Below are 26,622 nucleotides of genomic sequence, written 5' to 3' on the forward strand. Positions count from 1 at the left end.
AGACTGAAATCGTTAACATTTTGTTAAAGGTAAAGGAATGCACGAAAGCAATAAGCCAATTTGGCAGCCTAGCGACCAGCGTATCGCACACGCCAACGTAACCCGATTTATGGATAGCCTCACTCTGTCAGGATTAAAGCCACAAGACTTAGGGCTAGAGACGGAATGGAAAAACTACACGGAGCTTCATCAATGGTCTGTGGAACATCCCGAGTCGTTTTGGCAGAACGTTTGGCAGTTTTGTGGAATGGTGGGCTCGCAAGACAGTATTGATAACGCACAAAGAGAGCTCATCAAAACTCAAGGCGAGAGCCGTTGGCAACAGTCAAAATCGAATCGCGATGCGGTGTGGTTTCCGAATGCTCAAGTTAACTACGCCGAAAACTTGCTGCACTCATCAAAAACGTTACCAAACGAGCTTGCGATTTGGTTTGAGAATGAGCGTGGCGAGCATCAAAGCTACACATGGCAAAACTTGTGTAAGGAAGTATCTAACGTTCAACAATGGCTTGTCGATATAGGTGTTCAACAAGGTGATGTAGTTGCTGCTTATACCCCTTATCTTCCTCAAACCGTGATTGCGATGTTGGCAACTACTAGCTTGGGTGCGATTTGGACATCGACTTCGCCTGATTTTGGCGTCGAGAGTGTGATTGAGCGATTTAGCCAAGTGAAACCTAAGGTACTGTTAACCTGTGATGGCTACACCTTCAATGGTAAAACATTTGATATGGCAGACAAGAACCGTGAAATCATCGAGCACTTAAACGCGCTAAAACAGGTGTGTGAGATCGGTTATTTGAAACCGACTCGTGATTTAGAGAAGAACGATTTAGAGAAGAACAACGTTAAACATGATGTGTCACCCCAAAGCTGGCACAGCATCATTCATCACTATCAGCCACAACCTCTTCGATTTGTTCGTATCGGCTTCAATGATCCGCTGTTTGTGCTCTACTCTTCCGGTACCACCGGAAAGCCTAAGTGTATTGTTCACTCTGTTGGTGGCACTACCATCAACCACCTAAAAGAGCATCAGCTTCATTGCGATATTAAACCGAGAGATCGCGTGTTCTATTACACCACTTGTGGCTGGATGATGTGGAACTGGCACGTTTCTGCACTAGCCAGCGGGGCTTGTTTAGTGATCTTTGATGGCAGCCCGATTTATCCGCAACCTGACGTTCTGTGGGATTTAGCGCAGCGAGCTGATATATCGACATTTGGCACCTCAGCCAAGTACCTAGAAGCGATTGAGAAAGCGGAACTCTCACCGATCGACAGCCACTCTCTGCCTCAATTAAGAACACTGTGCTCGACGGGTTCAGTGCTCTACCCTGAGCAATTCGATTACGTCTACAAACACATCAAGCAAGACCTACATTTGGCGTCTATTTCTGGCGGCACGGATATTTGTGGCTGCTTTGTTTTAGGCAACCCTATCTCGCCGGTGTATCGTGGTGAGTGCCAACAGGCAGGGCTCGGCGTCGACATCAAGGTGTTCAATTCGTCTGGTCACAAGGTTAATCATGAACGTGGCGAACTGGTGTGTACCAACTCCCTACCCAACTTCCCTGTTGGCTTCTGGAATGACACCGGAGAGCGCTATCACAGCACCTATTGGGATAGGTTCGATAATGTGTGGCATCACGGCGATGAAGTCGCACAGAGCGTTCATGGTGGCTATCTGTTCTACGGGCGAGGCGACACCACACTCAACCCTGGTGGTGTGCGAATTGGTACTGCCGAGATCTACCAGCAAGTGAACACTATTGAAGGCATTGTGGATTCGATAGCAGTCGGCAAAGACATCGACCGCAACGAGCAGATATGGCTGTTTGTCCAACTGCAGCAAGATGTGAGTCTAGATGAAACGTTACTGACAGCCATCAGAAGTAAACTCAAATCATCTTGCTCACCAAGGCATGTGCCAAGCCAGATATTTGCGATCAGCGATGTGCCAAAAACACGCTCTGGCAAACTGGTGGAGTTGGCGGTGAAACAGGTTGTAAATGGTAAGGATGTAGAAAACCTCGGGGCAATTGCTAACGCCGAGGTTTTGGAAGAGATAAAGCGCGTTGTTTCGCTTTAGCTTTAGCCTTAGAAAGTGGCTAACTATCTCCAATTTTCACTTGGCTGTCAGATAACATCTAGAGTAAAGGCAGCCGATTGAAAACTAAATCGAAGCCACTCTTTGAGCTCATGAACCCTCTCATCTGTTTGGCTTCGTGCCTTTTCTAAAGATCTTAATGCGATCTGAACGTCATATTTAAAACAAAATTTGAAAATTAATCATTTTATAGCCAGAGATAATATTCAATAAAGACGAATCATTTATACAAAAAAAGAGTCCACTACTGGATTGTATCCAAGCTTATGGATATTTAATCGAATTACAATAACTCCCGTTTCCACAGATCCATTTCTAGTGAAATGATAATTTGATAGCTATCACATTTAGAACAGTTATTTTCCCATACTATCTCGGCATGTTAATTACTTAAGAGTAATTAAAAAAAATAGTCACTCCTATTAATAAGCTTGAATTTAATTAGAAACAAGCGGTTAATCCCTACGTAAAATAAATAAAATCATTATTAAATGATCGGAGACATTATCATGCGCATAGTATTAGCTTTAGGCGGTAACGCTCTTTTAGCAAGAGGCCAAGCATTAACGGCTGAGAACCAACGTGAAAATATAATAAAATCAGCGGCGAGTATTGCCGCAATCGCACGCGAGCATGAGATTGTTATCGTTCATGGTAATGGCCCACAAGTAGGTTTGTTGATGGAACAAAACGCGGCTTATAGCGAATATTCGCCAGAGACTACCCCATACCCAATGGATGTACTCGGCTCTCAAACCTGTGGCATGGTGGGCTACATGTTACAACAAGAGCTCAGAAACATTGACCCTGAATTAGACGTAGCGACGCTAGTCACGCAAACTGAAGTATGCAAAAAAGACCCGGCGTTTACTAACCCGACTAAATTTGTTGGCCCTGTATATACAGAGCAACGAGCTAAAGAGTTAATGGCTCAAAGCACAATGCAGTTTAAAGCTGATGGCGAGTACTACCGACGCGTTGTGCCTTCTCCTATGCCAAAAAGCATTGTTGAAATTCAGCAAATTGAAACTCTTCTAGATACAGAAAATCTTGTTATCGCTTGTGGCGGCGGCGGTGTTCCCGTGAGTATTGAACAGGGTAAGAGTACTGGCGTAGAGTGCGTCATTGACAAAGATCTTACGGCCGAACTACTCGCTGAAAAAATCCATGCCGACTTATTTATTATCTTAACCGATGGTTCGATTTTCCGTAACTATGGTAAAGAAGACCAAGCAGAAATGAAGCAAGCAACGCCTGCTGGTTTAGCAGAGTTTTCATTCCCTGCCGGTTCTATGGGACCAAAAATTGATGCCGTGTGTAAGTTCGTTGAAGCTGGATTGGGTAATGCGGCGATTGGTTCATTATTTGATTTAGATAAAATAATTACCAATGAAGCTGGTACTCTGATTACAAAAGGCGAAGGTGTTGTTTATTATTAATATTGTCGAATGATAATCACCACTAATATAAATTATATTACAAGCCTCTTATTTAATTATAATGAGGCTTGTTTTATTCGGACCGTTTAATGCTAGATGAGATAAATATTCATAATTTTGGAAATTAAACCCGAAAAGAATGAGTACATAATATCTTTAAATATACCCAATCTTAATTATAACGTGATTTAATCCAAATAACGTTTCCAGTTCATTAAAAAACAATTCAATACGTTCACATCGGTGCATTTGCATCCGCTTGGTTCTCTGGCATCGCATCAATAAAGGCTGGTAACTGATTACACGCTTCGACAATCGAGTTGATCAGCGGATAAGGCGACATATCAACGCCAAAGCGCAGCGCGTTATACACCTGCGGCACTAAGCAAATGTCTACGATACAAGGCGAACCCGTGAGGCTATACACCGAATCACCGTGTCTTTTTCGGTGTTTGGCCAGCTTCTCTTCTAACGCTGAAAACCCTTGGCTCATCCAGTAACGAAGCCAATCCATTTTCGCCTCTTGCTCGCACGACAATTCTCGCTCCAAATATTGCAACACGCGCAGGTTATTAAGAGGATGAATTTCCATCGCAATATCCTGAGCCATCGCCAGTGCTTGATAGCGCAGTGGTGTTTGCTCAGGAATCAGCGAGACTTCCGGGCTACTCTCACAAGAATAGTGCTCATCGAGATACTGAAGAATAGCCAGTGACTGATTGAGTTGAACGTCACCATCCACCAGCACAGGCACTAACTCACTGGCATTGAGTTCGCGATATTGTGGATCATGTTGCTCGCCGCCATTACGCACCAAGTGCACCGATTTAGACTCATAGTTGAGTTGTTTTAGGTTCAACCCAATACGTACTCGATAGGCAGCCGAAGAGCGCCAATAACCGTAAAGTATAATGTTCTTGTTCACGATGCTCTCGCTCATACAGAAATCCTATTACGTGGACTATAGCGCTCGATATTGACTGACTTTCTGGTCAATCGCGCCAAAAATGGAGTCACCCGCTACATCGAACATCTCAAGCTTGATCGAGTCACCAAACGACATGAATTGAGTCGACGGTTTGCCATCTCGAATCGTCTCTATCATGCGTACTTCAGCAATGCATGAATAGCCTACACCGCCCTCAGCAATTGAGGTGCCGTGGTCAGTACCTTGTTTATTGGAAACCGTGCCCGAGCCAATGATTGCACCGGCCGATAGTGGGCGAGTTTTCGCAGCATGGACTACTAGTTCAGCAAAGTTGAAAGTCATATCGACGCCCGCATTCGGACAACCAAAAGGTTGGTCGTTGTAGGTCGATATCAACGATAGATGTACCTTGCTGCCTTTCCATTGCTCGCCAAGCTCATCAGGTGTTACCGCAACTGGGGAGAACGCCGAAGAAGGCTTAGACTGGAAGAAACCAAAGCCTTTCGCGAGCTCAGCCGGAATCAAACCGCGCAGCGACACATCGTTCACCAACATCAGTAATCGAATCGACTCGTGCGCCTGTTTAGCACTGGCACCCATTGGCACGTCACCGGTGACAATCGCAACCTCACCTTCGAAATCGATGCCCCACTCGTCGCTGGCAAACTCGATGTTGTCACGAGGGCCGATAAAGGCATCTGAACCGCCTTGATACATTAATGGATCGACCCAGAAGCTTTCTGGCATTTCAGCACCACGTGCTTTACGCACCAATTCAACGTGGTTTACATACGCGCTGCCATCAGCCCATTGATAAGCACGTGGCAGAGGCGATTCACAATACTGAGGTGCAAACACTTCACTGCCTGTCACATGCCCGTTGTTTAACGAGGTGTATAACTCTTCTAACTGAGAAGCAACGCTATCCCAGTTATCCAAAGCTACTTGCATGGTTGCCACCAGATGCATCGCATGGAAGATTTCGGTGGCAGCTACACATTGTTTAAGATCTTTACTTACGACCATCAGTAGACCGTCGCGAGTGCCATTTTTCTTGCTTGCTAATTTCATCCTTGTTGCCCCTTACTTCTCTTGCCAACTGTAGACATATTCTTTGTTCTCAACGCTATCGAGTTCGTCAGAGAACTGCAGTGCATGGCGAGTATCAATCATCACCGCCACTTCGTCGGTGAACTTCTTCTTATGCGCCTGACCCGCTTTAAAAGCCTTTGGATGAGGCCCATGCGTGAAACCCGCGGGGTGGAAAGTCACCATGCCTGCTTCAATATTGTCGCGGCTGAAGAAGTCCCCCGCGTGATAGAAAAGCACTTCGTCATAATCATCATTGTTGTGGTAGAACGGCACTTTCAGCGCACCGGGATCGCTCTCAATCGGGCGTGGTACAAAGGTGCACACCACAAAGCCTGCGCCAACAAACGTAGTGTGCGCAGAAGGTGGCAAGTGGTAGCGGTGTGACATCAGCGGTCTGATATCGCGCCAATTCACTTTCACCACGGCCAAATCACCATGCCAGCCAATTGCATCCAATGGATTGAACGGATAAGTGATCACACTGACTTTGTCGTGACGTTTTACCTGAACCTGAGTCTGGCTTTCTGAATACTGAGCGCGGAATTGATCGTTGATTGAAGGGATGTCGAGCACCGCCGGATCAAACACCGCGTGATTACCGACCATGCCTTTCTCTGGCAAGGAGTAAGCCGCGTCTGTGTTCTCAATCATCAAGATAAACATCGGCTCGCTTGGCTCTAAACGCCAGTTGGTCGAGCGCGGGATCATCACGTAATCCCCTTCACTCACCGCCAGATGACCATAGTCACAATAGAGATCGGCGCTGCCTTGGTGGATGAACAGCAGCTCATCACCATCGGAATTACGCACTAAGAAATCCATCTTCTCATCCATGCGCCACACGCGGATTTTGCAGTCCGCATTGTGTAAAAGATGAGGCACCGCCCAAGGGGTTATCTGGCTGGCTTTTTCCACCAGCGTAAAATCAAAAGCGCGAGGGCGCAGATCGCCCTCCCACTCCGACCAACCTGTTGGGGCGTGTTGGTGATGAAAGTGAGCCGCAGGGCCGAAGAAACCACTCCGGCCAGCTTCTCGCTCATAAATTGCCTCTTCGGGGAAGTCGGCATGCGCTTGTTTAGAACACACCCCCTCCCGATGAGGAAACGAGATCCATTTATGCATCGTCTAATACTCCTCGACGAATCTGGTCCTCTTCAATCGATTCAAACAGCGCCTTGAAGTTACCTTCGCCAAAGCCTTCATTGCCTTTACGCTGAATGATTTCAAAGAACACAGGCCCGATTACCGTCTGCGTGAAAATTTGCAGCAAGATGCCGTCTTTGGTCGGTGCGCCATCAATCAGAACACGTAGGTCACGCAGCAGATCAGTGTCTTCACCGTGGCCTTTCACACGATCGTCAACTTTCTCATAGTAGGTATCTGGGGTTGGCATAAAGTCCATGCCGCGATCACGCAGAGTCTTCACCGTTTTGTAGATGTCATCCGTTGCGAGTGCGATGTGTTGGATACCTTCACCGTTGTATTCGCGAATAAACTCTTCGATTTGTGATTTGTCGTCGGAAGACTCATTGATAGGGATACGGATTTTGCCACACGGTGAGGTCATGGCGCGGCTCACAAGGCCTGTCAGCTTGCCTTCAATGTCGAAGTAACGAATCTCACGGAAGTTACCAAGACGCTCATAGAACCCAGACCACACATCCATATTGCCTTGCTTAACGTTGTGCGTGAGGTGGTCGATTTCATACAAGCCAACATTGGCTTCGGCCATGCGCTGTTCCGCATCGTCATAGAATCGGAAATCGACGTCATAGATGCTCTGCTTGCCATAACGATCCACAAAATAGAGCAGGCTTTCACCGATGCCATAAATGGCAGGAATGCTCAGCTCCATCGGCCCTATTTCTGTTTTGTACTCTTCACCACCGCCCTTGAACGCTTGCTCCATTGCAGCGGTTGCTTCGTTGACACGAAAAGCCATGCCACAGACCGATGGCCCATGCACTTTAGCGAACGCTTCCGCTTGGCTGTGAGGCTGTTCATTGACGATAAAGTTGATGTCACCTTGTCGATACAGCCAAGCCTCTTTTGAACGGTGCTTGGCGATCTCAGCAAAACCAAGTGACACAAACAGCGCTTTAAGTTGCTCAATTCCCTTGTGGTCAACGGCCGTGTATTCAACAAACTCGAATCCATCCGTGCCAAGCGGGTTGTATGTATCCACCATGAACTTTCTCCTTGTACCTATTGGTTTTGTGTTGTGTGTTTTTTGTCCTTAATTAAATTTGGCCCACAAGCCGAGATAATGGAATGGGTGGAGGAAAATGGACAATTTCGGTGAAACCCTGTCAATTTGTAAAATATTTGTTACACACAAACCATCAAGACAAGAAAGTGAGTGCTATCAAGGGATTGAAAGATGGTTGTTTGATTTACAGCAGAGTAAGAGATGTTATTGAATTGTTACATACATCCTTTTATCAGCTAAGGTAATAAATCGAACATTAGACTGATGATGCAAAAAAGCCGCTGTAGTCAGCGGCTTGATGAGTTCTAGAAAGAACCTAATTCAAAGATGGGATCAGCGTTAATCCCAGTTGAGAATCGACCAATTCGGTTGATCAGCCAGTGCTTTCAAACGCGGGCATGGGTTTACTAGGTAAGCAAAATCAGCGTGTTCACACAAAGGTAAGTCGTTGATTGAATCCGTATAAAAGTGGATGTCTGAGTAGTTGGTTTCTTGATCATCCAACCACTCTTTTAAACGCGTCACTTTGCCTTCACGGTAGCTTGGTACACCTGAGATCTGAGACGTGAAGCGACCTTGGTTTTCAATCAAATCAATACCAAGTGCGTTCTCGATACCAATCTTGCGACCCACCGCTTCCACTAAAAAAGTCACGCTGGCAGAGATGATCAACATATCGATATCATCATTCTCAAGCTGCTCAATCAAGGGTTTCGACTGCTTGAACTGTTTAGGCAAAATATGCTGTTCAACACACTCTTCGACCAATGCTGTAACTTGCTCTGTTGGCATATCGGCCAAAGGCTGCATGGAAAATGTTAGGTAATCTTCCATGTTCAATTTGCCTTCCGAATATAAACCCATTAAGCGCTTATCTTCTTCAATAAAGTTGGGCGCTGTGGCAATGCCCCTTTCAACCAAGAACTCATTCCAAAGCATCGCTGCATCGGCATTGATCAGCGTTTCGTCCATATCAAATACATACAAAGGTTTGAACATCTTAGGCTCTCACGGGTTGAATTTCGTTAAGGTTAAAACTAAACCATAGTTCTAGTTGGCTGCATGCTATAACGGGATTGTGACATTAAGAGCATATTTTCGTGGCAGTTGTATTTCACGGCTATGACAATCACCACATGCTTGTTTTCTTAAATACAACAGCTTATGGATTCAATCAGTATTGATACACATAGTTATTTAACTATATGTATTTAAATAACTATGTGTATTTAGCTAACGAGATGTATTGGCTAACCAAGTGCTCATTAGCAAAAAAAAGAAACTCCGACTGATTCTGTCGGAGTTTCTTATAGAGTTGGATATGCTTTAGCGAGACATCAGCTAATTGAACCTAAACGATTTTCTGCTCATGTTCCTTGCTCGACTCAGTTCCTTTCGACAAGAAACTGGCAACGATCTCTCTCAGTTTCCCTTGATTGACGGGTTTTGGTAAAAATTCATCCATACCCACATCGAAGCACAAATGCTTATCTCGTTGCACGACGTTGGCCGTCAGCGCAACGATAGGAATGTGTTTAGAGGTTCCTTCTTCGAGCGCTCGGATCTGCTTGGTCGCTTCGAAACCATCAAGAACTGGCATCTGGCAATCCATGAAAATCATCACATAGTCATTGGCCTTAAATTTCTCGACACCAATTTCACCGTTGTCTGCAATATCCACCTCAAACCCCAGCTTCTTAAGCATCATTTTGGCGACTTGTTGGTTCACTCTAGAATCTTCAACGACTAAAACCTTACCACTAAACGGAGCAGCAACTGGTTTTGGCTCTTCTTTGATTGGAGCTTGTTTGTCTATTTGTGTCGTTCTAACAGAAGCAGATGTTGTAGCTTCAACAGAACTCGATGATTTGGTTAATGGCACGGGTTGATTATCTTTAAACGCGACCTCACCTCGATTTGGATAGGTAAAGGTTGAGGTATCAGCCGATCTCGCCAGGACTTCACTCAGCGTCCATTTAAGCTGATTATCTTGATAAGGGCGAGCAATGTAGGCAACAAAACCCACTTGTTTGGCGCGTGCTTCATCCTGTTTTCGAGGATCGGCAGAAATCATCACTAGCTTCGGACAAGCTTTGTCAAAACGCTCAATCAAACTTCTTGCTAATTGGAATCCATCTATAGACGGCATCACTTTATCAATCAGCACCAGATCATAAGGCAACGACTTCGCCACAGACTCTGAAACAAGCTCTAACGCTTGAGTGGCGGTTTCACAGCACTCAGACTTAACGCCGAATGATTGAAGTTGTGTTGAGGTAATACGCATGTTCAACTGGCTGTCATCAACCAGAAGTACCGAGACTTTATTAAAATCTATGTTGCTCTCGTCAACGTCTAAGCTCGGGTCAAAGTCAGCGGTAAAGTAGAATGTACTTCCCTTGCCTACGATACTGGTTAGCTCAAGCTTACTGCCCATTAAGGTCACGATCTTATCGCATATCGTAAGACCAAGCCCCGTACCTCCGTAGATGCGGGTGGTGCTGCCGTCGGCTTGTTGAAACTTATCGAATACCGATTGTTGTTTGTCTTCTGCGATACCAATACCACTATCGGTCACCTCAAATTTCACTCTGAGCTTCTGTTCCGGCTCTATGACTTCTTCTAAACGAAGTGAGAGCATGACATGACCATGTTCGGTAAATTTGATGGCATTGCCGACTAGGTTATTCAGCACTTGTCTTAGCTGGGTGCCATCACCAATCACCATGGTTGGGATCTTAGGATCAATCGCCAGTTGGAATTTGAGCCCTTTTTGCTCGGCTTTAACTCTGAAGGTCGACTCTACATCGGCAGCAATACCCATCATTTTCATCGGCTCTTGCTGAAGCTCTAAACGACCCGCTTCAATCTTCGAGTAGTCGAGAATGTCATTGATTAAATCGAGTAGAGTAAGCGAAGAGGTGTTGAGCATGTCGACATACTCTTTTTGCTCTTTCGGCATATCCATTTCAGAAAGCAGTGATGAAAGCCCAATAATCCCGTTCATTGGAGTGCGGATTTCGTGGCTCATGTTGGCAAGAAATTCACTCTTGTTACGGTTCGCTACCTCTGCAGTATCTTTAGCTTTTTCCAATTCTTGGTATTGTTGACGAATACGTTCAATCGACTGATTATAGCTACTCTCTAGTGTCGAGATCTCATCACTGTACGTAGAGTTAGTGGGTGTTAAAAATCGCGGTTTGTTGTCTTCAACCTGTTGATGGTTGATCTGAGAAGACATGGTCATTAAGCGCTTGACTACAAGACGATAGACGATGGTTAAACACACCAGAGACAATAAGAAGATTTTAACTGCTTCGAAAGCGAGCAATAATAAGACCCGATCTTCAAAGTCGTTGAGAATCATACTCAGATCAGACTGCACCGTGAGCGTCGCCAGTTGGAACTCTGAGCCTCCCATCTGATGCACCATATCCCAAGATTGAGAATAAGACTGACCGGACGTCTGTTGACCTAATTCTAAAATTTTTTCATCGGGACTTTCTATTAACAGATAACTGACCGAGGGTAAGCGCGAGATACCTTCAGCTTGCACAAACAGTTGCTCTCGGTCTTCAACCCACAAACTGGCGGTTAAGCCGGAAAGATAACCATCCTTAACCTGTTCGATCTGAGAACTGATAAAAGAAACTCGATTTTGGTACTCCACATACAAACCTAGACCTGTCACTATGACTGTGAATAAGGTACTGATTGCGATGATTACCCCGATCAACTGTCGGGAGAGTCCAATATAGCGTTTTCCTTTATTCACCATACAAAAATTACCATTATTGTTATCCTAGCAAACTACAATTACTCAACTAGTATAATAGTAGTCATTCATCAAATAACTAGGGAAGGTTATGAAAAAACATCTAATAGTTACATCCATAGTCAGTTTGTTTTCAAGCAGTTATGCTTTTGCAAGCGAACCTGTTCACTACTACATCATTGCAAGCCAAGCGCAACCTTTTCAGATCGAAACTGACGGGTCATCTCACAGAGGAATGGTTTCGGATATTGTTGAAGCCGTATTTGACGACAGCCAATACGAGATCGATTACCACACCTACCCTTTCAACAGAATGGTCGATAAGCTCGACGCTAGAGAGAATCCAAACTGGGTCACCTATGGCAGCCCAAGTTGGGGAAATATCCAATCTGTAAACCTGTCTAAAGATCCGATTTACAATGTAAAACATGTGTTACTTAGCAGCGGCAAGAAGCCATTTGAGTTCAACACTATCGATGATTTAAACGGAAAAGCGGTAGTATTACTGGTGGGGTTTGAATATCCAAATCTAGAGCCTTATATCCAACAAGGTAAGCTTAACGAGATTCGAGTTAAAGATTACAGCGCGGCTTTTCGTGTATTAAACCGAACTCCGGGTGATACCGTTTTTGTTGAAATGGAATCTCGAATCAAATACAACCTAAATGAACAGAAACTCAGTATTGATGACTACCAGATGCAAGAGTTTGGCTCAGTAATCAATAACTACCCCATCCATTTAGCATTTGACCCAGAGATGGATCCTAAACTGCAAAACTTCATCGACCAGCGCCTCGACCAAATGAAAGACGATGGTCAGCTCAACGACATCGTACAGAGTTACTTATAGCAACAGCATCAGTTGTAACCTTCGCATAAAGATATAGCTTAGGTAACGTAATTTAGCTCTCTTCGATGACTAACTCGCTCTTAAGCCTAAAAGGCTGCCCTGATTAGCACAGAAGCTAAGTAGGGCGGCCTTTTTTAATTCATCTTTAAGGGCCAAAAGAGTTTGCCTGTAATCGAGCTACTTAATTTGGAACCACGGAGGTAAATGGATTAGTGTGCAGCAATCAAATGCAGTTGCTGAGTACGAAGCTCTTGTCGTACTGCCATCAGAATCTTGCCTAAATGGTTCTCGCCGGTTCCATCGCCACCATCCCCCCAGAAGTGGTCTTTGTGCGAATGTTCTTTGATCACCGAATCTCCGGTATTAGTAAGAAACAACGCAAACTGTGGGTTCTGCCTGAACTTCTCTGTGACAATGAACTGCATCACTTCAACACGAATGTCATACCAATCTTCCCGAACTTGGTCTTCATAATCACGGCTTAAAGAGAATGCTTCAGCAGGAGTCGAGGCTTCGAGAATGGTGTTACGCAGCGCTTGAGAGGCAAACTTCATCGCTTGATAATAATGCTCACTGGTTGCCCAAACTTGATCGTCGATTTTGATAGGACAAGCGGCAAAATTTGACAGGTACCCGTTTGGATCTTCAGGTTCATAGAACAGCACTTCTTTGGCTTTAGCCACCGAATTAGACATAGCCTTCTCCTTACCAACAACATCGCATATTTTTGCTTTAACTTTAAAATTAGTGGCGTTGCATATAACTGTCAAACAACTTAGTTAAAGAGTATGCCAAGGGCATGTTTTTAGTCGAGAACAAGTAATGTAGAGGAAGGACAATAGATTTAAATGGTGAGAGGCAAGGAGCATGGTTTACTTATAAAAAGCACAAACTTATTTAAAAAAGGCATATAAATCAAAGGGTGACGGTGCGCCACCCTTCTAAATGCAATGGGGATTGTTAATGAATTAGACCTAGCTCCCTCGCTTCTTCCAGACTAAAACCGCTTTCTCTAATTTCTCTTAGAGCTTCAATACGACGACGAGCTTCAGCAGACTTCATTTTCTTTTCTGGTTTGAAAGATACTTCTTCTTCAGCATCCCACTTATTTGCAATATTTGTCATTTCATCATGGTTGATAGAATTAATGGACATGTTTTCCTCCGAAAAGCACCATGTAATGGACAGGTAATCTGTAGCAAATGCTATTTCGCTTGTTAAGCAATTCTGTACTGAAATGTGATGATTCCGACGCTTCACAAAGCTAATTAATAAATGCCTCATTTAAACTTTGCCAAAGCCATTTTGTGCCATTACATTTAAAAGATTCCCCATAAGAAATGTGGTTTGATCCACCTCTCATTTTCCTCGTTCTCATTTCCTCTTTCCCGCTGAAACTTCATGAAATAATCAAAAAATAATTCGAGTCACTTCATTCTTTTTGTGCTCTTCTCTTCCACTAAATTCAACACATGTTAATGATAATGGTTATCAATATCATAACTGAGTGTTTATCATGTCTAGGGAAAATTCAGAGACACCTCTTCTCGAAGTGAAGAATCTATGTGTCGATTACATTACCGATGACGGCGATTTTAATGCCGTAAAATCCGTAAGCTTTAATATAGGCCAAGGCGAGATTTTTGGTTTAGCGGGAGAATCCGGGTGTGGCAAAAGTACCATCGCATTTGCCATTAACCGCCTGCATAAGCCACCGGCTTTCATCTCTGGCGGGCAAATACTGTTTGGCGGGCAAGATCTGCTGAGCTTATCGGACAGCCACTTGAACACCTTACGTTGGAGTGAGATCGCAATGGTGTTCCAGAGCGCGATGAACTCGCTTAACCCTGTACTGACCATTGAAGAACAGTTTGCCGATGTATTGCGCCACCACAAGGGCATGAACAACGAGCAAGCAAAAGATCGCGCCGAAAAGTTACTCGACCTAGTCAATATCCCTCGCCACCGTCTAACCGAGTACCCGCACCAGTTTAGCGGTGGGATGCGCCAACGTTTGGTGATTGCGATAGCTCTCGCGCTCAACCCTAAGTTGATTATCATGGATGAACCGACCACGGCACTGGATGTGGTTGTACAGCGCGAAATTCTGCAGCAAATACACCAACTCAGAGAAGAGTTTGGTTTCTCAATATTGTTTATCACCCACGACCTCGCACTAATGAGCCAACTGTGCGATCGAATTGCCATCATGCGTCATGGACAGATAGTTGAAGTCAACCAAGCCCATGAGATTCGCAATAACCCTCAGCACTCCTACACCCAAAAGCTATGGAGTTCCTTCCCCAATATTCACGAACACGCTCACGCAACTGCGTGCTAGGAGAGCTCCATGTCACAACCTATTTTTCAAGTAAAAAACCTCGTTAAAGAATTCACTGTTGGTGGTGGATTTGGCAAAGAAGAGATCTTTAGAGCACTGCATGGGGTGAGTTTTGATTTACATGCAGGTAAAACATTGGCACTGGTTGGCGAATCAGGCTGCGGGAAAAGCACCTGCGCTCGACTGATGACCAAAGTGTATCCGCCAACAGAGGGAGAAATACTGTTCAATGGCAGAGATATTTCTACCTTAAAAAGTCGTAAAGATATCTTGGATTACCGAAGCCGCGTGCAAATGATATTTCAAGACCCATTTGGCTCACTCAATCCAACCCACACCATTGAACACCACTTAACGCGGCCCCTTAAGATCCACAAGCAAGTTGCTACGAAACAAGCTCTCACAGAGCGTCTCAAAGAGTTGTTAACGCTGGTGGAGTTGCCCATCGAAACTCTCACCAAATACCCTCATGAGCTCAGTGGAGGCCAAAGACAGCGCATAAACTTAGCAAGAGCACTTGCAGTCGGTGCTGAGGTTATCCTTGCCGATGAACCCACCTCGATGTTGGATGTTTCAATACGACTCGGTGTTTTGAACCTAATGCAGAGGATGAAGAAAGAGTTAGGGATAGGTTTTTTGTACATTACGCATGATCTCGCAACAGCACACTACATCGCAGAAGAGACGGCTGTGATGTACAAGGGACAGATCGTTGAGTGGGGATCAACCCAGTCGATCTTAACCAACCCACAACACCCGTACACTAAGTTATTGATCTCTGCTGTGCCCGATCCTGATCTACCATTTGGCGAACTCGTGAAAAATGAGCCAAACTATTCAATAGACGCTGATCGTATTCGTGAACAAAGCAGTGAAATACAGCATGAGATCAAGCAAGTTTCAGATAATCACTATGTTAAACAGTGGGATAACGTTGCATGAATGAACTAGACACTTGGTTAGAGCGGATCGGAAATTGGTACAAAGACCGAAAGCATGATCAAGTGGAGAAGTTAGAGCCTTTGATCTTAACGCCTCCAGATGCACTCTGGGGGCCTTTGATCACGGATGAACAGAGCAAAGGCATCGCATGCTGGTTAGACGGATGCTTGAGAATCTTTACGTTTTATCGATATAAAGATGAAATTCTGACGGCATCGACAAAGCTTCCACCACCAAGCCCACCATCTATCTCAAACGAACTTTGTGGCTCGCACCATCAGGAAAAAGCTTTCCAATACCTGATGTTTGCCTATAGTAAGCTTCAAGCTGTGTCTTGTAATCCAAAATCAGAACCTGACTTACAAGAGTGGTGTACACAGCGGCTACAGCACTTGTGTGTATTGGCTTTGGAGTTTACCAACCAACAACAAGAACCGCGCTGGAAAGAAGAATCAGAAAAATTGATCGAATCGCATGTACGCTTTATGGCAAGTCAACACCAGAACGATGATCAAGGTATAGCTCTACGTCAACTGCACTGATCCACTCCTTGTTCAACCCCTGTTCGATCAAGCATCAAAGCTGAACCCCATCAAAAATAAGCACCGTAGAAAGCATGATCTCACCTTGATCATGCTTCAGTAGCGGACTCCATAAGCTGTAGAATTTAAATGGTAAGCTTTTGAATGTTAATGATTAGCCGAATTACAGGCAAAAAAAAAGCGAGTCCCTTAGGAACTCGCAAAAATCTATTCAGTATGATGTAACAAAATATGAGCCAATCTATTAATCATAAGAAAGGACAAAAGGTTGTCTATTCGGGATAAATAATAATCAACTGGATGCGTTACTTTGTCATCACTTTGTCAGCGTTAGGTGCGGTTTTAATCAGCACCTAATGTGTTAAAACTATCCATTCGTCGACCGTAAATATGGGCTTCTTACAACTGAGCAGTGACAGTGATTGGTGGTTAGTGACTAGTGGCCAATCGCCATTTCGTCGAGCGCTAGGAACACGTTTTCGTCTAAATGACCTTCGTGAACTTGTTTACACACTTTACGACGCACAGCTAAACCAGAGATCAAGCGCTCAATAGACAAGTGTCGATTGCTGGTGCTGTCACGGTCGTTGTAAAGCTCAATCAAACGACTCAGTGTTTCGTATGGGATAACGTCCTCCCCTACTCTCAACCAATCAAGCTTCTCAATGAGCTCTGAACACTCTTCTTTGATTGAAGCATGTGAATGTCCTGTCATAGCAGATAAAGCCGTTATGCTGCGTTCTAGAGCCTCTGCAGAGGTATATTTAGAGAGAGTAATCATGATTTCGTCAGCGTTGATCTCAACAGAGTGTTTACGCTGCTTAACTCGACGTCCCAATTTGCCTCTTGGCGACGGTGCTTTGCGCTGAATTGGCTCAAACTCACCATCAATAATCTCAGACAACTCTTCCAATTTCTGCTTAGACACCATTTCATTACGCAGTGGGTTCGGTAACGTTGGTGCCATATTACGCTTGCCTGCATTGGTGGTGCGTGCTCTTGAGTAACGTAAGACTTCTTCCACATTACATTTGATATCAACCTGATAATCAGTCGTTTTGCCTTTTTCGATCAACGCGGTGATCGTTAAGTGATACCCCCAAAGGTTAACCAGGAAGGTATCTTCTTGCTCCCCTACTTCACCTAACTTTCTGAGCTCGCGGATCAGATCCATCGAAAAACGACGCCAATCGATGTTACGCGCCAATTTCTGATTCAGCTCGCTGAGCAACATGCAATCTGTATGGCGGCGTGCCATACGGCTTCTAAAGTACGAATACATTTGGAAGACCAAGGTATGTTGCTTCAGGATTTCTGGCGGAAATAGGAAGAAATAATCACGAGTGAGCAGCTCTTCGTAGAACGACGGTTCCCAAACCAGGATGTACAGGTTCGGTTTAATGCGAATTTCGCCGTCAGAGCCTTCTGTAGGCGCTTCTTCCGATGCGGTAATGGTTCTAGCTAGGAATCGGAAACGATCACTCTTAAAGCCTTCTGGCATGTTCTCGCTAAGCCAACGGCCTGTGAGCTCATGCAATTGGAAGTCGGTAAATTCGATACGATCAATACTGTCACGGATCGAATCACGTGCCGGCCCGCTGTCTTTCTTGCCACGCAAGGACAAAATATCCGTGATGTAAAGTGGTGTTTTGTTCGGTGTGTGTTTAGCGTCTAGATGGTAATCATCTTGGTGATGATCATGATATTGAACAGTAAGCGTGAATAACGCGAATAGCGTCATCAGATCATCAACCGTCATAATGTTTTTTGAAGATCGTGTCTCGATCACCGCTCGAGTTCCAGAGATCGAAACCATTGATTTTTGGTAGCTCTTGCGCGTTCTAGGGGGCGCTAAGGCTTGATCAATAATACCCGCCCAATTAGTTGGCGACACAATAAATTGATCGGCTTCGTCTTTCATCGTTGGTGGGGTATTGAGTCCGTGTTCATTCAATAAGCGCTTGTTGACTTTGGTTTGAGCTAGAGCTTTAGATCGCTTTTGCTTCTCATTTTGCTTCACGCTTTCTGTCACTAAGCTAGTAGCACCCAGTACCGATATCAATTGGTTTGGGTTCACAAAGCGATGCAGCATAGTTTTGCCAGCAAGACCTTCTTCAAAGCGAACCGGAATTTGTCTGAAAAGGCCGATACTAACCGCAGCTCTTAACCTTTGCTGTAAGGCTGCACGAGTAACTTGGCCATCGGTTGATTCAATAATCTCGGTAGTGGAAACGTAACCGTCTTTGCTGCTAAACCCACGAAGTGAAATTAGGTTAAGAAGCTCAACAATGCTTTTGGTGACACCTTTGAAGTGTTGATATTGTTCTATCCATTCAACGGCTGTTTCAGATACCTCAAATAAATGACCATCTTTGTGGCTTCGTGCCTTAATTAACAATTTCTCTTCTGGTTTCATTTTTGATCCGTATCACACTAACCGTAATTTCACTATAGTTCCTGAATGATAAAGAAAGAATGATCATAAATAAAGAGAATTTATTGGCTTTTAAATAACTGATCTTTTTGATTAATATGATCTTAAATGATTAAGTGATCTAATGATCTGGCTGTTTCTTTGCCTTTAAGTTGCTGAATTTAAACGTTTAAAATAAAACCCTTTGGAAAGCATGATCATAAAAACCCCGAAACTATGATCATTAAATCAAAGAAAGCATGATCACAGAACTTCAGAAGTATGATCATTAAGTCATTGTAAGCATGATCATTATTGGCTTGAAAGCATGATCATTATATTTATACAGCTTATCCACAGTTCGGAAGTCAACATCATCTTCTAAGTCACTTCATACACATCAATGTGGATATTTATGATGGCCAATCTATCGGAACAATGATCAAGTGATGGTACTTTTTTATCCTTCCCGTCCTATTGAGGATAAAATTTAACCTGTATCTGTTGAAAATGGATAGCTTTGACGTATTTAGCGTAGGTGGGAGTTAACTTGGAAGCATGATCATGAAATTGTCATGTTTGCGTATTCTCGGTCAGTGTAGATTGAATTTTCAATCATTGAGCCCTTATAGGCGTTGAATCCCCATTGCAAAAGCATTTGTCCGTAACTTAGCTCTTAAATTACATGCTTCCGGAACGATATTTACTTGATCATTTTTCCGTAATTTGATCATTTGTAATGTGCAGTTGTTCGGATCAATATTGCTAAGTTTACGCCTTGATCATGCTTCACAATTGGGTGTTATTAATTATCTTACACTGGATATGTACCATGATCATTCTTCCGCTCAGGTTAGAATCCTCTGTTGTTTTTTTTGCACCTCCTCTTCTCTTCTGTTTTGAATTTTTTGTCCATTGAGCGTTTTTTTAATTTTTATTGAATTGAAAATCTATAAATTCGAATGCAAATCACACCAACCGTAATCTATAGTTGTGTTTCAATCGTTCCGCAGTTTTTTAACGATAATTTCATTTACATTGTAAATAAGTGATGCTGTAACATTTTAAATGTGCACTAGAAATAACATGGTTGTGCATGATGAAAATGATGACTTTCAGTATTACTCTGAGGTGATGTTTCATCAAATTGTAAAAACACTGTCTATTTTATGTGAGTTTACTCATAAATGCATATTCATGTTTTTGTTGTGTTTGTTGCTAATCGCTGTACAATTTGTACTTAGTTAATCATTACGGAAACTGGCAATGAAAAGAGAACAAACGATTGATAAGCTCTATCAGCTAGCCGAACAAACTCAACAAGTTCAGGCTGACCGAATTGAGATTATTTTGGAAGAGCGAAGTGATGAACATTTCCCTCCAATGTCTAAAGCTATGATGGAGACTCGTTCTGGTTTAACGCGTCGTAAACTCGATGAAGCGATCACTAAACTTGAAGCTGATGGCCATCAGTTTACAAAGAACAATGCCAATCACTACTCGATTTCATTGACAGAAGCTCACATGTTGATGGACGCGGCAGAAGTGCCGAAGTTCCATCAACGTAAGCAGCATGCTGACAACAAACCATGGATTATCAACGTACAAAACCAAAAGGGCGGTACGGGTAAATCAATGACGGCAGTTCACTTAGCTGCGTGCTTATCTCTAAATTTGGACAAGCGCTACCGTATCTGTTTGATTGACTTGGATCCACAAGGCTCTTTGCGTCTGTTCTTAAACCCACAAATTAGTGGTGCAGAGCATGACAGCATTTATTCTGCAGTTGATATCATGTTGGATAATGTGCCAGAAGAGCAGGATGTTGACCTAGAATTCTTGCGTAAGAACGTGCTGTTGCCAACTCAGTATCCTAATTTGAAGACTATTTCAGCCTTCCCAGAAGATGCGATGTTTAACGCTGAAGCATGGCAAAGTCTGTCTAGAGATCAGTCACTTGATATTGTTCGTCTTTTGAAAGAAAAGCTTATCGACAAAATCGCCGATGATTTTGATGTGATCATGATTGATACAGGACCACACGTGGACCCGTTAGTGTGGAATGCAATGTACGCGTCGAACGCGCTTTTAATACCATGTGCAGCCAAGCGTTTGGACTGGGCTTCAACGGTTAACTTCTTCCAGCACTTGCCAACGGTTTATGAAATGTTCCCGGACGATTGGAAAGGGCTTGAGTTCGTTCGTCTAATGCCAACGATGTTTGAAGACGACAATAAAAAACAGGTATCAGTTCTGACTGAGATGAACTACCTGTTGAATGACCAAGTAATGATGGCCACGATTCCAAGAAGCCGCGCCTTTGAAACTTGTGCTGACACTTACAGCACGGTTTTCGATCTGACGGTAAGCGACTTTGAGGGCGGTAAGAAAACTCTGGCTGTGGCTCAAGACGCAGTACAAAAAAGTGCTCTAGAATTAGAGCGTGTATTACATAGCAACTGGCCTTCACTTAATCAGGGATAACAAGAATGGCAATTAAAACATCTGACTTAAATGCAAAGCTATTTGGTAAAGCAAACAAACGTCGCGTAGCTACGCCACAAGAAGCTCAAACTGCGGTAAAAGAGCAAGCTCAAGTGATTGAGCTTTCTGTTGCGGGTGAAGATTTAGTTTCATTTGAATTGGTTCGAATTCCAGCCGCTGATGTAGCAACACGAACGGTTGTTTTTGAAGAGAATGCTCGTGAGCAGTCTTTCTTGAATGAGCACGCGCTTTCTGACGTACTAACTACGCTTAAAGAGCGCGGCCAGCAATATCCAGCGGTTGGCCGTAAGAACAAAGACGGCAAGATTGAAGTTCTTGATGGTAGCCGTCGTCGTATGTCATGTATTTTGGCTGACAAAGAGTTCTTGATCTATGTCGCTGAAAACATTAACGGCGAACATGCTAAGTTTTTATCAGATGTAGCTAACGCTCATAAACCCCTTTCGCTCTATGAGAAGGGGAAGGAGATGCAAGCGAAGCTTGATAAAGGCGAAGCTGAAGACCAGAAAGCACTCGCTAAAATGTTCCAGTGCAGTGAAGCTTTGGTGAGTGGCGCGTTGAAAGCGGCCGCTTTACCACTTGAATTATTACAAGCTTACCCAAATGTGAGCGATCTTGGCCGTCCGACTATTGTTAAGTTACACAAACAATTTAGCGGTCTTACTAGTGAGCAGCAACAAACATTACTGACCAAGTGTGGTGCTTCTGAAGGTTTTGTGTGGCAGCGCAGCGAAGCTCAAGGCGTAACTCGTTTAACAAAAGACGTGACAGAGACTTTAGAAGGTTGGGTGCTCGAACTAGCACCAGCACCCGCGAAGAAAGCGTCTCCAAAAGTTGAACTTATTAAAGGTCGAGCGTCATATAGCCGTAAGGGTTCAAACTTGGCGTTAAATCTTAAGAAAGTTGATGATACAACAATGGAAGAAATCCTAGCATTCGTACAATCTAAGTTAGACTAAGTCACGACTTTCATTACTCCTCTAAAGCCGCTTTATGCGGCTTTTTATTTGGCTGTGATAAACTGTGTTTAGATGAATCTGGACGCTAACTATGACAAACCCAACCAATACTTTTCTGTATACACTTTCTAATATTGCCCAACACAATGGTCACCGTTACGGTGTGGTCTTTGATGGCGACTTTGATTGGCAAAACTCTGCTGTTTTAACCTTCCTTGAAAATTCGTACACTCCGAGCATCTTCCAGATTGGTGGAACTCCGTTTGAAGGTGTGATTCATGCTCCAGTCAAAAAAGGCCAACAATTGCTTGGTCGTGAGTGCCAAGTTCTTGTTTGTGATTTTAGAGAGCAGTTTGATGCGAATGGTTTTAGCGCTGCACTAGGTTCGTTAATCGGTGGTGGGCTGTTGTTGGTGTTGCCGCCAAAAGTTGATGACTCTGAAGATAACGAGAGCTTTGGCCAACGTTGGTTAAAGGAGAATTTCAATAAGCTCATCTCGATTTCACAACACAACGAAACAGACGATGTTGTTCAAGCGACTAAAGCACTTCCACTCAAGCAAGACTTTGAAAACAGTTTGAACAAATTCGAACAGCAAAATCTGGCTGTTGAGTTGGTTAAAAAAGTGGTGTCTGGGCATCGTAAACGACCTTTAGTTCTCACGGCAGATAGAGGGCGTGGTAAAAGTTCTACATTGGGTATTGCCGCTGCTCAGCTTTTGGTTGAGCAGTATGGATTAAATATCATCGTGACAGCGCCTTCAGTGAAAGCAATCGAGCCTGTATTTTCCCACGCGAGTCAAAGCCTAGAAGACTGTGAAGTGCTCAACGCAACTTACATTTGCTATCAAAGCGGAAGTTTAAGATTCGTAGCACCAGATGAATTACTTAAGTCTAAGCCTGATTGTGATTTGCTATTAGTCGATGAAGCGGCTGCGATTCCAATCCCGATGCTTAAATCTATGGTTGGCATTTATCATCGTATGGTTTTTTCAACCACCGTTCACGGATACGAGGGGAGTGGGAGAGGGTTTGGACTTAAGTTCGAGTCTTGGCTTTCAGAGCATCGCCCGGGGTGGAAAGGCTTTAAGCTCGATCAGCCCATTCGTTGGAATCGCAATGATCCACTAGAGCGCTGGTTGTTTGATTGCTTCCTGCTTGGTAACGACGCGTCGCTGAGTGACTCGGTGATTCATGAGTTAGATAGCTTTTCTGATCTGGCAATCAACCAACTGAGCTTGGTCGAGTTATCAAAGGCAGAATGCTTGGCGAACCCGGAGCCGCTACAGCAATGCTTTTCTCTTCTTGTTGACGCTCATTATCAAACGTCACCAAACGATCTAATGCAGTTTCTCAACAATCCAGCAATCCGTTTGTACGCTGCTTGGCAGAAAAACGAATGTTTAGGTTGTATGTTGGTAACTGAAGAAGGTCGGTTGGATAGCGATCTGATTGCTCAGATTCAACTTGGAAAACGAAGACCTCAAGGTCACCTAGCTCCAGTGTTACTCGCAAACCAACTGGGTTGTACGCAAGCGGCGCTCAGTCGTTGCCTTCGAGTTATGCGTATTGCCGTTTCAACACGTCATCAAGGTTCGGGGATTGGTCGTTGGATGTTGGGGCAGTTGTCAAAGCAAACTAATCAGGCGGATTACTTAGCAACGAGCTTTGGCGCGACCAGTGAATTGATTTCATTCTGGCGCGATAACGATTTTGTACCTGTGCACATTGGCCACCAGCGCGATCAAGCAAGCGGCTGTCACTCGGTATTGATGGTTAAGCCACTTAATAAAAGCGCACAGAATTGGGTCTACAATCTGATAAGTCACTTTGAACGTAGTTTCTGTTTTCTCACTTCTGGTTCTTTGGCTTCTCTCGAGGTTGATATGGTGCGCGCATTATTACCAAGGCAAGCGGAATCTATGGCAGAGTCTGAAATCCAACTCATCAGGAATTATGTCGATGGTGGTAATAGTTACGACAGCATTGGTTTCAGTGTCCTGAATTTGATTCTCCAAAGTAATGGTCATCAAGCGCACATAACTGAATCTGACGCTATAATCGATACAGGTTTCGTTGTTTCAGACTTACTTATCGCGAAAGTCGTGCAGCAGAAAGAGTGGGGGACTTGTGTCGAACAGTTTAATCTAGTCGGACGAAAACAAGCTGAGCTACAGTTTAGGAAAGATGTCGGTACTCTACTATTAAATTTACACTGTAAATAAGTAGGTCAACGATCGTCACTAAATTTGGAACGACAGAGCATATGTCGAGCTGTTAATTAGATTTACAGTGTAAATTAGAAGGCCGGATTTACACTGTAAACTGAACCGCGGTATGCAATGACCTATGTCATTTCAATAATCCAATCTTTATGCAATTTCTCAATTTGTTGAACATGTCCATCATGGCGCTCATTTCCTATCTCAATTCTACCGATCTAATCATCGCCGTTGTTTGGAAGGTATAATTTCATATTATCACATCAATTCATCCCGAATCGTTTGGTGATGAAGCTCCGTCGCTGTATTGCGATCTTATGCTCGTACCCAATATTCATAGTTTGAAAAATCGTGAAAGAATCTTTTTTGTAAAGGTGAAGAAGAGATTAGAATCGGTCAGTCTTATTTATGAGTCCCTTTGCAACATCGAAAGTAAGTGATGTGACGCTGATTATTCTACTGTAGTGATTCTAAGCACTGAGCGAATTATATAGACTGCATAACAACAGAGTTATTAAGGGTACACAATTCGAATGTGGGATAGCATCGTTACATTGTCGGAAGATAGGAAGCAAGTGATGGCATGTCTGCCGTCTGGGTTTGTGGTCAACGCAAGCTTTGACAATAAGACATTACCAACAACCTTAGAAGCTTTGAACGCATCAAACTATTTTATTTTCGAAGAAGAGATACTGCGTTTTGTCACTCTTGCTAAAGAAGGTAAGGGAGAAGCTTATCAAGGAATATTAATTGCTGAAGTTCGTAATTCCAGTGTTACGGTTGAACTGTCTGATGATGAGATGCTCGCAAGTCTTGTTGTAACTGGGGCATATAATGGGCAGGCATTACGTGGCAGCGATATCATTCATTGCTTGGCTCAGGCTCACATAACGAAAGGAATTAATAAGCTAGCACTTAGAAAAGTATTGATGATGAGCAGCAAGCTAAAGCCGGGTGAAAAATTTACTCAGCCCGTTGCCAAAGGTTCTCCAGCTGTGAAGGGTAAAGATGCTAAGTTTTCAGCATTGGTTGAAGATATTACTCATCAAGTATTAAAGCCTCGCAGTAAAGACGCCGGTAAGATCGATATGCGAGATCTCGGCGAAACCATTACCGTTGGTCAGAATGACCCGCTAATGAAACGAACTCCTGCCACCAAGGGTATTGCGGGCTTTACCGTCCAAGGTCGAATTATCCCACCCCTTCCGGGCCAAGACAGTTTGATTAAGCCAGGAAAAGGCACCCACATTTCCCCTGACGACCCTAATTTATTACTTTCTTCATCCTCTGGTCTGCCCATTATTAAAGAGCGAAGTATCGAAGTGGATGACGCCTTATGTGTTAGCAATGTCGACGTATCTACTGGGCACGTTAAATTCAAAGGTAATGTGTTTGTCTCTGGGAATATAGAACCTGGAATGATAGTGAAGGCGACCGGAAGCATTACTGTTGGTGGCTTTATTGAATCTGCAGAAGTTCAGGCTCAGGGGGATATAAAAGTCGCGAAAGGAATTATTGGTCATACGACCAAAGAGGATGAGCCAAAAAGTTGTAAGGTACTTAGCAAAGGCTCTATCACAGCAAGCTACGCACAGAATACTGAACTGCAAACCGCCAATGACATTCTACTCAACCTACATAGCATGAGTAACGACATTCGTTGTGGCAACAACCTCATTGTGATGGATACCTTTAAGAAGCATGGCACACTTAGTGGCGGTGAAGCTAAAGTCGGCGGTAAAGTGGAATGTGTTTTCTTAGGCGTTGAAGGGGATACAGCAACTAAGGTTCATGGCTTTGCTCGCTTCGAGGGATATCAAAAAAAGATAGCTCAATTGAAGGAGATTTATAAGCACGCTCAAGAACAAACCATGGACGTCATCCGTCAAGAACTCGAATTTAAGAAGCGACCAAAAGCGGAAAGAAGCGAAGAGCAAGCGTTGGAGATTGAGCAGCAACGAGAAAAAAACAATCAAGCGATAGAGAAGACTAAATTGCAGTTGGATACACTCGAAGCTGAATTTGAAACAAACCTTGCCGAGTGCACAGTAGAGGCGCACGAGAAAGTGTACACCCGTGTATCTGTTTTGTTTGGTGATGAGATGGTGACGACTAAGCGAACGCACGGCGGCAGTGTTTTCTCGTTCAATCAATATGAAATTCAATGTTCTTTCAAAATGGAGAAAGAAGATATCTCATTGTAATTGAGCGACTCTGATATTGCCCCAGACAGAATAGAGCGGTTCGAGCAGTTTTCTGCTCATTAGACCAAATAAGAAAGGGGGAGCTGATGCTC

20 protein-coding genes are annotated in these 26,622 nt (G+C 43.8%); 11 read left to right on the forward strand and 9 right to left on the reverse strand.

The window, feature by feature from the left end:
* The first annotated feature begins 37 nt into the window (after window positions 1-37).
* Together ACED25_RS05225 and ACED25_RS05230 are read left to right on the forward strand one after the other, a co-directional pair.
* Complete coding sequence (locus ACED25_RS05225) at window positions 38-2,092, forward strand: acetoacetate--CoA ligase (RefSeq protein ID WP_371694799.1); 2,055 nt, start codon at window positions 38-40, stop codon at window positions 2,090-2,092.
* Window positions 2,093-2,619: 527 nt separating this feature from the next.
* On the forward strand, window positions 2,620-3,549 hold the full coding sequence (locus ACED25_RS05230) for a carbamate kinase (protein ID WP_371694800.1): 930 nt from the start codon (window positions 2,620-2,622) through the stop codon (window positions 3,547-3,549).
* Between the two features lie 235 nt (window positions 3,550-3,784).
* On the opposite strand, the gene maiA is transcribed toward ACED25_RS05230, so the two are convergent.
* The 4 genes from maiA to hppD are packed head-to-tail and all read right to left on the reverse strand — an operon-like array spanning window position 3,785 to window position 7,757.
* The gene (gene maiA / locus ACED25_RS05235) at window positions 3,785-4,489 is read right to left on the reverse strand and encodes a maleylacetoacetate isomerase (RefSeq protein ID WP_371694801.1); all 705 of its coding nucleotides are present in this window, start codon (window positions 4,487-4,489) and stop codon (window positions 3,785-3,787) included.
* 21 nt (window positions 4,490-4,510) lie between these two features.
* Window positions 4,511-5,548 (reverse strand): fumarylacetoacetate hydrolase family protein, encoded by a 1,038-nt coding sequence (locus ACED25_RS05240; RefSeq protein ID WP_371694802.1) that lies wholly within the window; start codon window positions 5,546-5,548, stop codon window positions 4,511-4,513.
* A gap of 12 nt (window positions 5,549-5,560) precedes the next feature.
* On the reverse strand, window positions 5,561-6,691 hold the full coding sequence (locus ACED25_RS05245; protein ID WP_102516216.1) for a homogentisate 1,2-dioxygenase: 1,131 nt from the start codon (window positions 6,689-6,691) through the stop codon (window positions 5,561-5,563).
* Window positions 6,684-7,757, reverse strand: coding sequence for a 4-hydroxyphenylpyruvate dioxygenase (gene hppD / locus ACED25_RS05250; protein WP_017100488.1), 1,074 nt, complete (start codon window positions 7,755-7,757; stop codon window positions 6,684-6,686). Before hppD ends, ACED25_RS05245 begins: the two co-directional genes overlap by 8 nt.
* Window positions 7,758-7,840: 83 nt before the next feature.
* Between hppD and ACED25_RS05255 the strand changes: the two genes are divergently transcribed.
* Window positions 7,841-8,023, forward strand: coding sequence for a hypothetical protein (locus ACED25_RS05255; RefSeq protein ID WP_371694803.1), 183 nt, complete (start codon window positions 7,841-7,843; stop codon window positions 8,021-8,023).
* A 94-nt stretch (window positions 8,024-8,117) separates the two neighbouring features.
* On the opposite strand, the gene ACED25_RS05260 is transcribed toward ACED25_RS05255, so the two are convergent.
* Together ACED25_RS05260 and ACED25_RS05265 are read right to left on the reverse strand one after the other, a co-directional pair.
* Window positions 8,118-8,777, reverse strand: coding sequence for an HAD family hydrolase (locus ACED25_RS05260; protein ID WP_371694804.1), 660 nt, complete (start codon window positions 8,775-8,777; stop codon window positions 8,118-8,120).
* A 352-nt stretch (window positions 8,778-9,129) separates the two neighbouring features.
* Window positions 9,130-11,556, reverse strand: coding sequence for a response regulator (locus ACED25_RS05265; protein ID WP_012601295.1), 2,427 nt, complete (start codon window positions 11,554-11,556; stop codon window positions 9,130-9,132).
* An 88-nt stretch (window positions 11,557-11,644) separates the two neighbouring features.
* Between ACED25_RS05265 and ACED25_RS05270 the strand changes: the two genes are divergently transcribed.
* A complete protein-coding gene (locus ACED25_RS05270; protein WP_371694805.1) occupies window positions 11,645-12,403 on the forward strand; it encodes a substrate-binding periplasmic protein in 759 nt (252 codons plus the stop codon).
* A gap of 209 nt (window positions 12,404-12,612) precedes the next feature.
* Here ACED25_RS05270 and ACED25_RS05275 read toward each other — a convergent pair whose 3' ends face one another.
* On the reverse strand, window positions 12,613-13,173 hold the full coding sequence (locus ACED25_RS05275; protein ID WP_012601297.1) for an NADAR family protein: 561 nt from the start codon (window positions 13,171-13,173) through the stop codon (window positions 12,613-12,615).
* A gap of 190 nt (window positions 13,174-13,363) precedes the next feature.
* Window positions 13,364-13,558 (reverse strand): PA3496 family putative envelope integrity protein, encoded by a 195-nt coding sequence (locus ACED25_RS05280; protein WP_004732575.1) that lies wholly within the window; start codon window positions 13,556-13,558, stop codon window positions 13,364-13,366.
* A 361-nt stretch (window positions 13,559-13,919) separates the two neighbouring features.
* On the opposite strand from ACED25_RS05280, the gene ACED25_RS05285 reads away from it, so the two are divergent.
* The 3 genes from ACED25_RS05285 to ACED25_RS05295 are packed head-to-tail and all read left to right on the forward strand — an operon-like array spanning window position 13,920 to window position 16,228.
* Window positions 13,920-14,744, forward strand: coding sequence for an ABC transporter ATP-binding protein (locus ACED25_RS05285; protein ID WP_009846021.1), 825 nt, complete (start codon window positions 13,920-13,922; stop codon window positions 14,742-14,744).
* Between the two features lie 9 nt (window positions 14,745-14,753).
* Entirely contained in the window at window positions 14,754-15,686 is a 933-nt protein-coding gene (locus ACED25_RS05290; RefSeq protein WP_017097199.1) for an ATP-binding cassette domain-containing protein, read from the forward strand.
* Window positions 15,683-16,228, forward strand: coding sequence for a hypothetical protein (locus ACED25_RS05295; RefSeq protein ID WP_017097200.1), 546 nt, complete (start codon window positions 15,683-15,685; stop codon window positions 16,226-16,228). The genes ACED25_RS05290 and ACED25_RS05295 overlap by 4 nt, the downstream gene beginning before the upstream one ends.
* 436 nt (window positions 16,229-16,664) lie before the next feature.
* Here ACED25_RS05295 and ACED25_RS05300 read toward each other — a convergent pair whose 3' ends face one another.
* On the reverse strand, window positions 16,665-18,644 hold the full coding sequence (locus tag ACED25_RS05300) for a replication initiator protein RctB domain-containing protein (RefSeq protein ID WP_371694806.1): 1,980 nt from the start codon (window positions 18,642-18,644) through the stop codon (window positions 16,665-16,667).
* Between the two features lie 1,263 nt (window positions 18,645-19,907).
* On the opposite strand from ACED25_RS05300, the gene ACED25_RS05305 reads away from it, so the two are divergent.
* The 4 genes from ACED25_RS05305 to ACED25_RS05320 all read left to right on the forward strand — a co-directional run bounded on the left by ACED25_RS05305 (window position 19,908) and on the right by ACED25_RS05320 (window position 26,530).
* Window positions 19,908-21,125 carry a ParA family protein gene (locus tag ACED25_RS05305; RefSeq protein ID WP_009846016.1) on the forward strand — a complete coding sequence of 406 codons (1,218 nt, stop codon included), beginning with the start codon at window positions 19,908-19,910 and terminating at the stop codon, window positions 21,123-21,125.
* A gap of 5 nt (window positions 21,126-21,130) precedes the next feature.
* On the forward strand, window positions 21,131-22,105 hold the full coding sequence (locus ACED25_RS05310; protein WP_009846015.1) for a ParB/RepB/Spo0J family partition protein: 975 nt from the start codon (window positions 21,131-21,133) through the stop codon (window positions 22,103-22,105).
* A gap of 91 nt (window positions 22,106-22,196) precedes the next feature.
* Window positions 22,197-24,329, forward strand: a complete 2,133-nt coding sequence (locus tag ACED25_RS05315) for a GNAT family N-acetyltransferase (RefSeq protein WP_371694807.1) — start codon at window positions 22,197-22,199, stop codon at window positions 24,327-24,329.
* A 530-nt stretch (window positions 24,330-24,859) separates the two neighbouring features.
* On the forward strand, window positions 24,860-26,530 hold the full coding sequence (locus tag ACED25_RS05320; protein ID WP_017100479.1) for a DUF342 domain-containing protein: 1,671 nt from the start codon (window positions 24,860-24,862) through the stop codon (window positions 26,528-26,530).
* The last annotated feature ends 92 nt before the right edge of the window (window positions 26,531-26,622 follow it).

The organism is Vibrio sp. 1F263 (assembly GCF_041439035.1).
Taxonomy (GTDB): domain Bacteria; phylum Pseudomonadota; class Gammaproteobacteria; order Enterobacterales; family Vibrionaceae; genus Vibrio; species Vibrio tasmaniensis_A.